Raw genomic sequence first — 14,232 nt, 5'->3', positions numbered from 1 at the left:
GCCGCTCAGCGCATCAGCTTCAGCGCGTCGGAGAAAAATTTCGGGCCGCCGAAATTGCCTGACTTCAGCGCCAGCAGCATCTCGCCGGCGCTGGCGCCGACCGCGCGCAGCACCGGCACGCCGGCGGCGATCTCCGCGCCCACCAGAAAGCCGGGAATCTGCAAGCGGTCCACCACCGCGCCGGAGGTTTCGCCGCCGGCGACCACCAGCCGCCGTACACCCGATTGAACCAATCCTTCAGCGATGTCGGCCATCGCCTGCTCGATCGCATGGCCCGCGGCATCGCGGCCCTGGCGCGCCTGCAAGGCGGCGACCTCGTCCGGCGTCGAACTGCTGGCGATCAGCACCGGGCCGTCCTTGAGCCGTTCCCGAGCCCAGGCCAGCGCACGCCGGGCTTCACCCTTGCCGGCGACGGCCTGGTCGGGATCGAGATGCAGCACCGGCATGACAGCTTCGGCGTTGGCGATCTGCTGCAGCGTCGCCTGCGAACAACTGCCCGCCAGACACGCTGCCGGGCCGCCGACCGGCGAGTCCGAGATCGCGTCCGACGTATCCGATTTGACAAGGCGTGAGGCGACCAGCGCACGGGCCAGACCGAGGCCGAGGCCGGATGCGCCAACGGAGACGCGATGATCCAGCGCGACGGCGCCGATGGTTTCCAGATCGCGCTCGAAAACTGCGTCCGCGATCACGGCGCCAAAACCTTTGCCGGAAAGATCGGCAAGGCGCGCGCGGACGGCGTCCGCACCGCCCGCGATGTCCGCGAGAGCGACGAGACCGACGGTGGTCCGGCTTTGCCGCGCCAGCACCCGCACCAGATTGGAATCGTGCATCGGATTGAGCGGATGATCTTTCAGGGGGCTTTCGTTCAGCGGCACCGAGCCTACGAACAGATTGCCCTGATACACCGTGCGGCCAGTCTCCGGAAACGCCGGCGTCACCAGCACGATTGTCTCGCCGGAATCGGCGCGCAGCGCGTCCATGACCGGGCCGATATTGCCGGCATCGGTGGAATCGAAGGTCGAGCAGATCTTGAACAGCACGTGCCGGGCGCCTCGGCCGCGCAGCCATTTTTCCGCCGATCGCGAGCGCGACACCGCGAGTCCGGCATCGATCGACCGGCTTTTCAGCGATACCACCACCGCATCGACGTCGGGCAGATCGAGATCGTCTGCGGGAACGCCGATGGTCTGCACCGTGCGCAACCCGCAGCGGGTCAGCGTGTTGGCGAGATCGGAGGCGCCGGTGTAATCGTCGGCGATGCAGCCAAGAGATAGCTTTCCGGCCGGCGTCATGTTTTCACTCCGGCATAGGGCCTGAACCAGCCGAGGCCGTCGGTGGTCCTGGCCCGCGGGTTATATTCGCAGCCGATGAAACCACCATAGCCGAGCCGGTCGAGTTCATCGAACAGAAACGGATAGTTCAATTCCTCGCCGTCCGGCTCGTTGCGCGAGGGGATACTGGCGATCTGGACGTGACCGATGATCGGCATCATCTCGCGCAGTCGCATGGTGACGTCGCCATGGATGATCTGGCAGTGATAGATATCGAACTGCAATTTCAGGTTGGGGATCTCCAGTTCGCGGATCAGATCGCGGGCGAAGCCGAAATCGTTGAGGAAGTAGCCGGGCACGTTGCGCGGGTTGATCGGCTCGATCACGACGTCGAGGCCATGGGGGCGGAAGAACTCGGCCGCCCATACCAGCGACTTGCGAAACGCCGCCACCGCTTTGGGATCGCGGCGGTCGGCGATCCCCGCCATCAGATGCACGCGCTTGACACCGGTCGCCTGCGCATAAGGCAGCGCGGTCATCAGACTCTGCTGCAGATCGGCAAAACGATCCGGCAGCGCGGCAAAGCCTTTTTCGCCGGCTTCCCAATTGCCCGGCGGAAGGTTGAACAGCGCCTGCGTCAGTCCGGCGGCCTTGAGCCGCTTGCCGACCTCTTCGGCCGGATGATCGTAAGGAAACAGGAATTCAACGGCGGTAAACCCGGCCCGCGCCGCCGCATCAAAGCGGTCGAGGAACGGCACTTCGTTGAACATCATGGTGAGATTGGCGGCGAAACGGGGCATCTGATGTCCTCTTGTTGGTTCACTGCTATTTCGGCTCGCCCGGCAAAGCCGTGCCGGTGACCCGGGCATACATCCGCGCCACCGAGGCGTCGTCGTCGCGGCCCATGCCGGACGCCGCCGTCATCAGGAACATCTGCAGCGCGGCGGATGCCACCGGCACCGGAAATTTCGCCGTGCGCGCCATGTCCTGAATGATGCCAAGGTCTTTCACGAAAATTTCCACCGCACTGCGCGGGGAGTAATCGCCGTCGAGCACGTGCGGCATGCGGTTTTCGAACATCCAGGAATTGCCGGCCGACGCCGTGATCACCTCATAGACCTTGCGAATATCGAGCCCCTGTTTGGCGGCGAATGTGATCGCCTCCGAGGCGGCCGCGATATGCACGCCGGCCAGAAGCTGGTTGATCATCTTGAACGCGGCGCCCTGCCCGGCGGCATCGCCGAGTTCGTAGAGCTTTGCCGCCATCGCATCGAGCGCGGGCCTGGCCTTGGCGAAAGCCGCAGGACTGCCTGACGCCAAAATGGTGAGTTCGCCTTGCGCCGCGCGCTGGGCGCCGCCGGAGATCGGCGCATCGAGGTAGTGCCGGCCGGTCGCCTCCAGTTGTTTCGCCAGCCGCCGCGCCACATCCGGATCCATGGTGGCGGAGGAGACGAACACCGCGTCTTTTGCCAGTGTTTCGGCGACGCCTTCCTTGCCGAACAGAATGGTTTCAGTCTGCGCGGCGTTGACGACCACGCTGACCGCGATGTCGACCGACTTCGCGGCCTCGGCCGGCGTTTTCGCGCCGGCCCCGCCGTCGGCGACAAACCGCGCCACGGCCTCATCGGAGACATCGCAGCCGGTGACGTCAAAACCGGCCCGCCGCAGCGAGGTCGCCATGCCAAACCCCATCGAGCCCAGCCCGATGACGGCGATGCGCGGTTTAGCGGTGACGGATTCAGGCATGCGGCAATTCCTTAGGGGTTCCTCATAGCCGCAGTTCAGATGCGGCTTTGCCTCTGGGTATCACGGCTTGGCCGCGCTGCCAAAGCGTGAGACAAGGCGGCACGAGGATGCTGCCAGGATACGGATATGACCGAAACCGGGATACGCGAGGAAATCTGCCGCCTCGGCCGCTCGCTGTTCGAGCGCGGGCTGACGCCGGGCTCGTCGGGTAACATCAGCGTCAGACTTGACGACGGCGGCTATATGGTAACGCCGACCAACGCCTCGCTCGGTTCCCTGGATCCGGCGCGGCTGTCGCGGCTCGGCGCCGACGGCAGGCTAACGTCCGGCGACGCTCCGACCAAGGAAGTGCCGCTGCATACCGCGCTGTACCAGACGCGCAACGCGGCGCGCGCGGTGGTGCATCTGCACTCAACCCATTCGGTGGCGCTGTCGATGCTGCCGGAGATCGATCCACGCGCCGCATTGCCGCCGATGACCGCCTATTACCTGATGAAATGCGGCGCCACCGCGCTGGTGCCGTATTATCGGCCAGGCGATCCTGATGTAGCCGACGCGATCAAGGGCCTCGCCGGCAAATATGCTTCCGTGCTGCTCGCCAATCACGGCCCGGTGGTCGCCGGGGAGTCGCTGGAAGCGGCAGTGTTTGCGATCGAGGAACTGGAGGAAACCGCAAAGCTGTATCTACTGCTGCGCGGGCTGAACCCGCGGTATTTGACGCTGGCGCAGGTGGCTGATTTGACAAAAACGTTCGGGCTGACGTTGCCGGAGCAGCACGAGCATTGACGCCGCGTTCCCCGGACGCTGGGCAGCGCGAAGCGATGCGCTGCTGATCCGTGGTCATCTTATCTAAACGCGAATGGGTCCCGGCTCTGCGGAGCAGCGTACCGGACGATGCTTCGCATCGCCGGGAGAAGCGCTGCACCGCGTCCGGGACACGAGTGTCACAGCCCGAGATACGCCTTGCGCACGTCGGGATTGCCCATGATCTCGGCTGCGGTGCCCTGCATCAGGAGGCGGCCGGTCTGCAGGATGTAGGCGCGGTCGGCGATATCAAGGCATTCGGCGATGCGCTGCTCAACAATCAATACGGTCATCCCCGCGTCGCGGATTCGCTTCACCGCCTGAAAGATTTCGTCGACCAGTTTCGGCATGATGCCCTGCGACGGCTCGTCCAGCATCAACAGCCGCGGCCGCGTCATCAGCGCGCGGCCGATCGCCAGCATCTGCTGCTCGCCGCCGCTCAGTGTTTCGGCGCGCTGTTCCAGACGCTCCGACAGGCGCGGAAACAATTTGAACACCAGCGCCAGCGGCTCGTCGCGATCAGGCTGGCTGCGGTACATGTAACTGCCGAGCCGCAGGTTGTCGCGCACCGACAGCCGCGGGAACAGGCGGCGGTTTTCCGGCACATAGGCGATGCCGCGCGCGGTGATCACGTGCTGCGCCAGGCCGTCGATGCGCGCACCGTCGAAGGTCACGGTGCCGGAGCGCGGCCGCTCGGCGCCGGCGATGGATTTCAGCAGCGTCGATTTGCCGGCACCGTTGGCGCCGGCGACGCAGACGATCTCGCCTTTGGCGACCTCGATGCTCACAGCCGAGATCGCCACCAATCCCTGATAGGCGGTGGTGATTTCATGCACCGACAGCATGACGATCCCCGAGGTAGGCGCTGATGACTTTCGGATCGCGCACGATGTCGGCCGGCTTGCCCTCGATCAGCACCTTGCCGAGATCGAGCACGATGGCGCGATCGACCAGCGGCATCACGATTTCCATGACGTGCTCGACCATCAATACCGTGACGCCGGTGGCGCGCACTTTTCGCACCAGTTCGACGCCAGTCTGCGCCTCGATCGGCGTCAGACCGGTCAGCACTTCGTCGAGCAGCAGCAGTTTCGGCTCGGTCGCGAGCGCGCGGGCGACCTCGAGCCGGCGTTTTTCCGACGGAATCAACTCGCCTGCCGACACATTGGCGCGGCCGGCGAGGCCGGCGAATTCCAGTACCTCCCAGGCCTTGCGGCGCGCTTCGCGCATGATGGTGGTGCGGATCAGCGCGCCGACGATGACGTTGTCGATGACCGTCATGGTCTCGAAGCTTTTCACGACCTGGAAGGTGCGGGCGATGCCGCGCTGGCAGCGCTGCGCCGCCGGCAGCGCGGTGACGTCCTCGCCGTCGAGCCAGATCGAGCCTTGGGTCGGCGGCAGCACGCCCGCGATCAGGTTGAACAGCGTCGACTTGCCGGCGCCGTTGGGGCCGATCAATCCGACGATCTCGCCGCGGCCGACCGAAATCGATATATCGCTGTTGGCGATCAGGCCGCCGAAGCGCTGCCAGACGCCGCGGGTTTCCAGCAAGGCGGTCATCGCGCCGCTCCCTTGCGCCGCGGCGAGAACAGTCCGACCAGGCCCTCGGGGCGCGCCAGCGAGATCAGCACGATCAGCGTGCCGTAGACGATCAGGTCGACGCCGCGGCCGGAACCGCCGATGAAGGAGCGCGTCAGTTCGGTGAGCGGGATCAGAATGACGGCGCCGAGTACCGGCCCCCACAGCGTCCCGATGCCGCCGAGCACCGCGGGCAGCGCCATCAATAGCGAAAACTGAAAACCCATGACGCTTTCGGGATCGATGTAGGATACGAACTGGGCATAGAAGGCGCCGCCGACCGCGGTGAGAAAGGCCGAGACCGCCGCGGCCCCCATCTTGGAATTGAACACGACCACGCCGAGGCTTTCGGCGGCGTCCGGATTGTCCTTCACGGCGCGCCACCAGTAGCCCCATTTGGAATCTTCCAGCCACCAGGTCACCAGCCAGGCGACGCAGGCCAGCGCGAGCGCGAAATAGAAATAGGGCAGCTTGCTGCGTGTGAACTGAAAAGTGAGCCAACTGTCGTGGCGCACGGGAATGTCGATGCCGAGCGCGGCGCCCGCCCAATTCCAGTTCTGGAACAAAAGGAGCGCGATCTCGGCGATGACGATGGTGGCGATGACGAAGTAGTGGCCGCGCAGGCGGAAACAGGGGTAACCAAGCGCCATCGCAATCAGCGCCGATAGCAGGCCGCCGCTGATCATGCCGAACCACGGCAGCACGCCGAACTTGGTGAACAGAAGCGCTGTCGTATAAGCGCCAAGTCCGAAATACAGCGCGTGGCCGAGCGAGATCTGCCCGCAATAGCCCGAAAGGATATTCCAGCTCTGCGACAACGCGGCATACATCAGGGTCAGCACCATGATGTTCTGAACGTAGACGTCCTTCACGAACAGCGGAACCATTGCGGCGACCGCCGCAAGGCACACCGCTACGATCAGATCGCGGCGGCGGCGCTGGGCGAAGGTCGTATCCATCAGATCGACCCGAACAGGCCGCGCGGCCGGATGAAGACCACCAGCAGATAGACCGCGTAGATGCCGACCGATTTCAGGGAGGGCGGCAGGATCAACGCCGTGGAAGCTTCGACCAGGCCGACGATGATGCCGCCGGCAAAGGCGCCGAACACGCTGCCGAAGCCGCCGAGCGCCACCGTGACATAGGCGATCAGCGCAAATGACGCGCCGACGTCGGGATAGATGTAGAAGAACATCGCCATCACGGCGCCGGCCAGGCCCACCAGCGCAGCCCCAAGGCCCCAGCCCAGCGCGAACACCTTGTTCTTGTCGATGCCGACCAGCGCCACCGCGCCGGCGTCCTCGCGGGTCGCTTCCAAAGCGCGGCCGAAATCGGTGCGGTTGATGAAAAAGTACAGCGCGATGAAGGCTGCGATCGACACCAGCGCGCCCGCCAGCTGCGGCACCGGCAGGAAGATGCCCGATATCGAGATGGTTTTGCCGCCGAGCCATGAATGGGTGACGCTGCGATAGTCCGGCGTGAAGAAGAACTGCGCCAGCCCGCGCATGACGATGGCGAGCCCGAAGGTTGAGAAGATCTGCACCATGCCGGCATTGGCTTTGGCGCGGACCGCAAAGCGCACGATCAGGAGATAGACCACCGCGCCGAACACGAACAGCGCCGCCGCCACCAGGGGTGCGGCCAGCAAGGGATCAATGGCAAAGAACGCGAACAGAAAGAACGTCGCATACATCGCGATCATCAGGAATTCGCCATGGGCGAAGTTCACGACATCCATCAGGCCGAAGATCAGCGCCAGCCCAACGGCGATCAGGCCGTAGAGCTGCCCCATCAACAGGCCGCTGGCGAGAGACTGGATGATGGTTGCGGCGGTCAAAGGGATGGCTCCAGGCAAAAGCCCTCATCCTGAGAGCCTGCGAATATATTTCCGACCTCATCCTGAGGAGCGCGCCTTGCGCGCGTCTCGAAGGATGGCCGCGAGTCCATGCGTTGCGTCCATCCTTCGAGACGCTTGCTTCGCAAGCTCCTCAGGATGAGGGCGCGCGCCGCGGGGTGACGCGCACGTCGCATCTTACTTCATCGGCCAGGTGGCTTCGGCGACCGCGGCCTGCGGCGGGAAGATGGTGACGAACTTGCCGCCGGTATATTGCAGCAGCACCGGATCGGCGTCGTTGTTCTGGCCCATTTCGTCGAACTTGACGCGCTTCCACGGCATGATGGTGGTCTCGCCCGGCATGTCGGTGGCCACCAGCGCTTCCCGGATCTTGTCGCCATCCGTGGACTTGGCGCGATTGATGGCATCCGCCATCACGATCAGGCCCATGAACTGCCGCGACGAGTAGTCGTTGAAGTCCTTGCCCGACTTTTCCTTGAACAGGGCGTTGATCTTGCCGACCATCGGCCGTTTGGCGGCGAGATCGAGCGAGAAGCTGCCGCGCGAGATCACACCTTCGAGCTTGTCGCCGACCGCGTCGTACAGCGCCTTTTCGGAGAAGCCGGCGTCCTGCGCAACGATGGCATTCGGCTTGTAGCCGAGTTCGGCCATGGTCTTCACCAGCAGGATGCCGTCAGTGGTGTAGCTTGAGGGCATCAGCACGTCGGCATTGGCTGCCTTGAGCTGCTGTACCTCGGCCGACAGCGATGGCGAATTGGCGCGGTATTTGATATCGGCCAGCACCTTGTAGCCGCGCTCGCCCGCGAGCTTGATCTGCGCGTTGCCCGAGTCGGTGCCGAAGATGGTATCCTCGTGGAACAGGGACAGGGTATCTATCCTGGTGCCCTTCTTTTTCATGGCATCGAAGAAGTCGAACATCGCGGCCGAGAACATCTCGTCATGCGGGGCGGCGCGGAAATAGAATTTGAGGCCGCGGCGATGCAGGCTCGGCGAGGAATTGTCGGCCGAGATGAACGGGATCTGGTAGCGCTCGCAGATCTGGCTGGCGGTGACGGCGACCGCGCTCTGGTAGGTGCCGATGATGGCGCAGACTTTGTCCTGCGTAATGAGGCGCTCGGCTTCGGCGCGGCCTTTCTGCGGATCGGCCTGGTGATCGGCGAACACGAGACGGATCTTGGCACCACCGAGCCCAGGCAGTCCCTCGGTCCGCGCCAGCGGCAGATCGAAATCGTACTTGTTGTTGATGATCTCGGCGGCGGTCTCAAATGCCTTTTGTGCATCGACGCCGATCTGGGCGCTGGCGCCGGAAAACGGATAGATGATGCCGATCTTCACTTCGGGTGTTTGCGCGCGCGCCGCGACCGGCAACAGCGCGGCGGTGGCCGTGGCTCCAAGCAATACATTGCGGCGAGTGATGGTCATCACGGGGTCCTCTGTTGATCGGCGGCTCATCGATGAAACGATTGCGGATGGCGGTAAAGCCTTAAAGAACAGCAGACGCTGCCCTTTAAAGCACAGCAAGTTGCTTGTTGCGGAGATCGGTCACCAGCATCAATCCGGGCGCGTGCGTGATCGCAAACGGCAGCTTCGCCGCCGAGATCACCGCCTGCGGGGTCACGCCGCATGCCCAGAACACGGGAATCTCGTCGGCTTCCACCGGCACCGCATCGCCGTAATCGGGTTTTGCGATATCGGAAATCCCGATCGAATGCGGATGGCCGAGATGAACCGGTGCGCCGTGCACCGAAGGGAATCTCGAGGTGATCTGCACCGCGCGGATCGCATCGGCCGGCTTGAACGGGCGCATCGACACCACCATCGGGCCGGCGAACGGCCCCGACGGGCTGCACGCAATATTGGTGCGGTACATCGGCACGCGAACGTTGCGCTCGATGTGGCGGATTGGCAGGTCGTCCGCCATCAACGCTTCCTCGAACGAAAACGAGCACCCCAGCACGAACGCGACCAGATCGTCGCGCCAATGCGCCATGATATCGGTCGGCTCGTCGGCCACCTCGCCGTCGCGCCAGACCCGGTAGCGCGGCAGGTCGGTGCGGATGTCCAGATCGATGCCGAGCGAGGGAATGCGGGGATCTCCGACATCGGACATGCCGATGATCGGGCACGGTTTTGGATTGAGCTGACAGAAGCGGTGGAACGAGGCCGCAAGCTTTTCCGGCAGGATCGCCAGATTGCCCTGGACAAAGCCGTTGGCGACGCCGGCGGTGGTGGTGGCCATGCCGGCGCGGCACGCCAGGCGGGCCTGCAGGCTCGGAAGTGCGGTCTCATCGCCGCGGAAGTCCTCTGCCGTTAAAACGGTCATCAGATCGCCCTGCCTATTCTCTCGACAATAGTGAAACCCACGCCTACTATAAAGTCTAATCTTCGTTTTTGATCACGATCGATAAATTAATTTTATCGATCGGAGCTCCCTCCGATGGTGGACTTCAAATCGATCGAGACCTTCCTGTGGGTGGTGACCCTGGGCAGCTTCCGCGCCGCGGGCGAGAAACTCAATACCACCCAGCCCGCGATCTCGCAGCGGATCGCCCAACTCGAACGCGAGTTGGGGGTGAAGCTGTTGAACCGCGACCATCGCGTGGCCTCGCCGACCCCGAGCGGCCGGCAGTTGATGGTCTATGCGGAAAAACTGATGGGCCTGCGCTCGGAGATGATGGCTGAAGTGAGCGACCGCTCGGCGATGCGCGGGGTGTTGCGGCTCGGGGTCGCCGAGACCATCGTGCACACCTGGCTGTCGCGGCTGATCAAGAGCGTCAATACCGCCTATCCCAATCTGTCGCTGGAGATCGAAGTCGACATCACGCCGAACCTGACCGCGAGGCTGCTTGCGCAGGAAATCGAGCTGGCCTTCATGCTCGGGCCGCTGTCCGCCTCCAGCGTTCGCAATCGCTCGCTGTGCGACTACGCGATCGGCTTTCTCGCCAGCCCGTCACTCGGTCTCGGCCATGGTCCGCTCAAGGTGTATGATCTCGCGAAGTTTCCGATCATCACCTTCCCGCGCAAGACCCAGCCCTATGAGGTCGTGCGCGCGCTGTTCAACCGGCCCGATCTGCCGCCGATCCGGTTGCACGCCAGTGCCTCGCTCGCAACCGTCATCCACATGGCGATCGAGGGGCTCGGTATTGCGGTCATCCCCACCGCGATCGTCGAAAACGAACTGGCGGACGGCCGGCTGCAACTGCTCTCGACCGACCTCAAAATCTCGCCCCTGACGTTTGCGGCAAGCTGGCTGGCTTCCCCCGATACGGTCGCGGTCGAACTCGTCGCCGATCTTGCCGGCCAGATCGCGCAGTCGAACGCCCTCAGTTGACGCGCCGCCGCCAGCGCGTCATTGAAAAGCAACTGCCGTATCCAGACGCCACGGAACAGCCGCATGAACCAGCCCGCCTCCAATCTGCAAGTCGATTCCGCCCGTCTCTGGGATACGATTCACGAGACCGCGAAATTCGGCGCCACCGCGAAAGGCGGGGTGCGGCGGCTGACGCTCGGCCGTGAGGACAAGCAGGTGCGTGACTGGTTCCGCAACGCCTGCGAAGCCACCGGGCTCGAGGTGCACGTCGATACGCTCGGTTCGATGTTCGCCCTGCGCAAGGGCCGCGACATGTCGAAGCCGCCTGTCGGACTCGGCTCGCACCTCGATACCCAGCCGACCGGCGGCAAGTTCGACGGCGTGCTCGGCACGCTGGCGGCGCTTGAGGTGGTCCGCACCCTCAATGACGCCGGGATCGAAACGGAAATGCCGATCTGCATCGTCAACTGGACCAACGAGGAAGGCTCGCGCTTCGCGCCGGCGATGATGGCGTCGGCAGCCTATGTCGGCGATTTCACCACCGACGATATTCTGTCGCGCAAGGACGCTGACGGTGTCACGGTGGCCGAGGCATTGGATGATATCGGCTATCGCGGCGCGAGCCCGGTCGGCACGCAGAAATTCACCAGCTTTGTCGAACTGCACATCGAGCAGGGCCCGATCCTCGAAGCCGAAGGCAAGACCATCGGCGTGGTCGATTCCGGTCAGGGCGTGTTGTGGTATGACGGCAGGATCACCGGGTTCGAGAGCCATGCCGGCTCGACGCCGATGCCGCTGCGCCGCGACGCGCTGGCGACATTGTCGGAGATCGTGCTGGCGATGGAAAGCATCGCCGGAAAGCACGGTCCCCGGGCGGTCGGCACCATCGGCGAAGCCGTCATCAAAAGTCCCTCGCGCAACGTCATTCCCGGCGAAGTCGCCTTTACCGTGGATTGCCGCAGCGCCGATGCCGGGATCATGGACGCGCTCGACAAGGAGTTGCGTGCGGCGGCCGCCGAGATCGCGGCGCGGCGCAAGGTCGACGTCGCGCTCGATCTGGTCTGGCGCAAGCCGCCGACTCATTTCGACGCAAAACTGGTCGATGCGGTGGAGAACGCCGCCAAGGCGCTCGGCTATTCCCATCGCCGCATTACCTCAGGCGCCGGCCACGACGCCTGCAATCTCAACACCATCATGCCGGCGGCGATGGTGTTCGTCCCCTGCAAGGACGGCGTCAGCCACAACGAACTCGAGGACGCAACGCAGGCCGATTGCACGGCTGGCGCCAACGTGCTGATGCATACCGTGCTGGCGCTCGCCGGCGTCGCTTCCTGACAACAGACGGAGATGGCAGTGCGTGGAGTTTTTGTCGACGCCAACGGATCGCTAGCGGATATCTTCGAACGCCTGAATAAATCGGGCGATCCGCCGGTGCGCATCAACCGCGACGCCGACATCACAGCGGACCAGATGCCGGGCCTGCTCGATGGCGCCGAGATCGTCATCATCGATCACACGCCGTTGCCGACGGAGGTCGCGCGGAAATGTTCCGGCCTGAAGCACGTGGTGTTTTTGGGCACCGGCGCGCGCAGCTACATGAACCCGGAAGAGCTCGCCGAACTCGGCATCGAGGTTCATCTGATCAAGGGCTATGGCGACACCGCGGTGGCCGAATGCGCGATCGCGCTGATGTGGGCGGCGGCGCGCGGCATCGCCGCGATGGACCGCGAGATGCGCGCCGGCAACTGGCTGCGCGAGGACGGCATGCAGCTCACCGGCAAGACGCTGGGCCTGATCGGATTCGGCGGCATCGCCGCCGAAGTCGCGCGCATCGCGCTCGGCAGCGGCATGCGGGTGATCGCCTGGAACCGGTCGCCGAAGAAATTTGCCGGCGTCGAGTTCGTCGAGCTCGATGCGCTGTTGGCGCAGAGCGACGTGGTCTCGCTCCATCTGTTGCTGAACGACGACACCCGCGGCTTTCTCTCGGCAAGGCGCATCGCGGCGATGAAGCCGGGCGTGATCCTGGTCAACACCGCGCGCGGCGCCATGCTCGACGAAGCCGCGATGATCGAGGCGCTGAAGTCGGGCCACATCCGGCATGCCGGGCTCGACGTCTTCAACATCGAGCCGCTGCCGGCGGATCATCCGCTGACGAAGCTTTCGAATGTCACGCTGTCGGCGCATTCAGCGTTCCGCACGCCCGAGGCAAGCGAGAATTTGATTGCCGCGGCGTGGGAGCATTGCCGGCGGATTGCGGGAGGAAAATAGCGGCGCCGTTACTTCCCTTCTCCCCTTGTGGGAGAAGGTGGCAGCCGAAGGCTGCCGGATGAAGGGTTCTCTCTGTGGGCGACACTGCCCGCTGAGCCAACCCCTCACCGTAGCCAGTACCGCCGTCAGTGATGCCCTCTCCCACAAGGGGCGAGAGCGATGCGACTGGCACCCGTTCTTCTCGGAAAGAAGAAGAACGCCCTACTCCACCATCTCGGCCACCGCCTTGCCGCACGCGGTGGTATCCGCATTGCCGCCGAGATCGCGGGTGCGCAGCGTGCGTTCGCCGAGCGTGCGCTCGATCGCCGCGACGATCGAAGCCGCCGCGGCCTTTTCGCCGAGATGTTCCAGCATCATTGCGCCGGACCAGATCATGCCGATCGGGTTGGCGATGCCCTGCCCCGCGATATCGGGCGCCGAGCCGTGCACCGGCTCGAACACCGAGGGGAAAAGGCCGGGCGGATTGATGTTGCCTGACGGCGCGATGCCGATGGTGCCGGTGCAGGCGGGGCCGAGATCGGACAAAATGTCGCCGAACAGGTTGGACCCCACGACGACGTCGAACCAATCCGGGTGAAGGACAAAGTTCGCGGTGAGGATATCGATGTGGTACTTGTCCCACTTCACTTTGGGATAGTTTTTCGCCATCGCCTCCACGCGCTCGTCCCAATACGGCATGGTGATGGAAATGCCGTTGGATTTCGTCGCCGAGGTCAGGTGCTTCTTCGGCCGCGATTGCGCGAGGTCAAACGCGAACTTCAGGATGCGGTCGACGCCGATCCTGGACATCACCGTCTGCTGGGTGACGAATTCGCGCTCGGTGTCCGGGAACATCCGTCCACCGACGGACGAATATTCGCCTTCGGTGTTTTCGCGCACCACCCAGAAATCGATATCGCCGGGCTTGCGATTGGCCAGCGGCGACGGCACCCCCGGCATCAGCCGCACCGGGCGAAGGTTGACGTACTGGTCGAACTCCCTGCGGAATTTGATCAGCGATCCCCACAACGAAATGTGATCGGGAATTTTGGCGGGCCAGCCGACCGCGCCGAAATAGATCGCGTCGTGCTTGCCGATTTTCGTCTTCCAGTCCTCCGGCATCATCTCGCCGTGCTTTTCGTAATAGTCCCAGGAGGCGAAATCGAAATGGTCGAAATGCACGCTGACGCCGTGCTTTTTCGCCGCCGCCTCCAGCACGCGCAAGCCTTCAGGCACCACTTCCTTGCCGATACCGTCGCCGGGAATGACCGCGATCCGATATTGCTTTTTCTCGTTGCTCATCGATAGTTCCTTCAGGTCTTGCCGCGCCGGTAACGCCGTTGATTGGAGGGGATTGCAATGGACCAAACTTCGCCACGGCGCAACGCTGCAGTGCAATGTTGACCACTTTGGCGGCG

The 14,232-nt window shown here is 64.0% G+C and carries 14 protein-coding genes; 4 read left to right on the top strand and 10 right to left on the bottom strand.

Features of this window, described 5'->3' with window-relative positions; translation table 11 throughout:
- Positions 1-5 precede the first annotated feature (5 nt).
- Genes otnK through ltnD form a run of 3 tightly spaced genes read right to left on the bottom strand, consistent with a single transcriptional unit; the run spans position 6 to position 3,020 of the window.
- The gene (gene otnK, locus B5527_RS11945) at positions 6-1,295 is read right to left on the bottom strand and encodes a 3-oxo-tetronate kinase (RefSeq protein ID WP_079601465.1); all 1,290 of its coding nucleotides are present in this window, start codon (positions 1,293-1,295) and stop codon (positions 6-8) included.
- Entirely contained in the window at positions 1,292-2,074 is a 783-nt protein-coding gene (gene otnI / locus B5527_RS11940; protein ID WP_079601464.1) for a 2-oxo-tetronate isomerase, read from the bottom strand. The genes otnK and otnI overlap by 4 nt, the downstream gene beginning before the upstream one ends.
- 25 nt (positions 2,075-2,099) lie before the next feature.
- Positions 2,100-3,020, bottom strand: a complete 921-nt coding sequence (ltnD, locus tag B5527_RS11935) for an L-threonate dehydrogenase (protein ID WP_079601463.1) — start codon at positions 3,018-3,020, stop codon at positions 2,100-2,102.
- A gap of 126 nt (positions 3,021-3,146) precedes the next feature.
- On the opposite strand from ltnD, the gene B5527_RS11930 reads away from it, so the two are divergent.
- The gene (locus B5527_RS11930; RefSeq protein ID WP_079601462.1) at positions 3,147-3,806 is read left to right on the top strand and encodes an aldolase; all 660 of its coding nucleotides are present in this window, start codon (positions 3,147-3,149) and stop codon (positions 3,804-3,806) included.
- Between the two features lie 158 nt (positions 3,807-3,964).
- On the opposite strand, the gene B5527_RS11925 is transcribed toward B5527_RS11930, so the two are convergent.
- The 6 genes from B5527_RS11925 to B5527_RS11900 all read right to left on the bottom strand — a co-directional run bounded on the left by B5527_RS11925 (position 3,965) and on the right by B5527_RS11900 (position 9,580).
- Positions 3,965-4,669, bottom strand: coding sequence for an ABC transporter ATP-binding protein (locus B5527_RS11925; protein ID WP_079601461.1), 705 nt, complete (start codon positions 4,667-4,669; stop codon positions 3,965-3,967).
- On the bottom strand, positions 4,653-5,384 hold the full coding sequence (locus tag B5527_RS11920) for an ABC transporter ATP-binding protein (RefSeq protein WP_079601460.1): 732 nt from the start codon (positions 5,382-5,384) through the stop codon (positions 4,653-4,655). Before B5527_RS11920 ends, B5527_RS11925 begins: the two co-directional genes overlap by 17 nt.
- The gene (locus B5527_RS11915; protein WP_079601459.1) at positions 5,381-6,361 is read right to left on the bottom strand and encodes a branched-chain amino acid ABC transporter permease; all 981 of its coding nucleotides are present in this window, start codon (positions 6,359-6,361) and stop codon (positions 5,381-5,383) included. Before B5527_RS11915 ends, B5527_RS11920 begins: the two co-directional genes overlap by 4 nt.
- A complete protein-coding gene (locus B5527_RS11910; protein WP_079601458.1) occupies positions 6,361-7,239 on the bottom strand; it encodes a branched-chain amino acid ABC transporter permease in 879 nt (292 codons plus the stop codon). The genes B5527_RS11915 and B5527_RS11910 overlap by 1 nt, the downstream gene beginning before the upstream one ends.
- A 195-nt stretch (positions 7,240-7,434) precedes the next feature.
- Positions 7,435-8,679, bottom strand: a complete 1,245-nt coding sequence (locus tag B5527_RS11905) for an ABC transporter substrate-binding protein (protein WP_079601457.1) — start codon at positions 8,677-8,679, stop codon at positions 7,435-7,437.
- Between the two features lie 85 nt (positions 8,680-8,764).
- Positions 8,765-9,580, bottom strand: coding sequence for a putative hydro-lyase (locus B5527_RS11900; RefSeq protein WP_079601456.1), 816 nt, complete (start codon positions 9,578-9,580; stop codon positions 8,765-8,767).
- Between the two features lie 114 nt (positions 9,581-9,694).
- Between B5527_RS11900 and B5527_RS11895 the strand changes: the two genes are divergently transcribed.
- The 3 genes from B5527_RS11895 (at position 9,695) to B5527_RS11885 (ending at position 12,835) form a co-directional block, all read left to right on the top strand.
- Positions 9,695-10,588, top strand: coding sequence for a LysR family transcriptional regulator (locus tag B5527_RS11895; RefSeq protein ID WP_079601455.1), 894 nt, complete (start codon positions 9,695-9,697; stop codon positions 10,586-10,588).
- A 63-nt stretch (positions 10,589-10,651) separates the two neighbouring features.
- Positions 10,652-11,902, top strand: coding sequence for a Zn-dependent hydrolase (locus B5527_RS11890; protein WP_079601454.1), 1,251 nt, complete (start codon positions 10,652-10,654; stop codon positions 11,900-11,902).
- Positions 11,903-11,920: 18 nt separating this feature from the next.
- Complete coding sequence (locus B5527_RS11885; RefSeq protein WP_079607233.1) at positions 11,921-12,835, top strand: NAD(P)-dependent oxidoreductase; 915 nt, start codon at positions 11,921-11,923, stop codon at positions 12,833-12,835.
- 201 nt (positions 12,836-13,036) lie between these two features.
- Here B5527_RS11885 and B5527_RS11880 read toward each other — a convergent pair whose 3' ends face one another.
- Positions 13,037-14,116, bottom strand: coding sequence for a tartrate dehydrogenase (locus B5527_RS11880; RefSeq protein WP_079601453.1), 1,080 nt, complete (start codon positions 14,114-14,116; stop codon positions 13,037-13,039).
- Between the last annotated feature and the right edge of the window lie 116 nt (positions 14,117-14,232).

The organism is Bradyrhizobium erythrophlei, assembly GCF_900129425.1.
Classification (GTDB): domain Bacteria; phylum Pseudomonadota; class Alphaproteobacteria; order Rhizobiales; family Xanthobacteraceae; genus Bradyrhizobium; species Bradyrhizobium erythrophlei_C.
The sequence above is the reverse complement of the archived record's forward strand: the minus strand, read 5'-3'. Positions and strand labels throughout refer to the sequence as shown.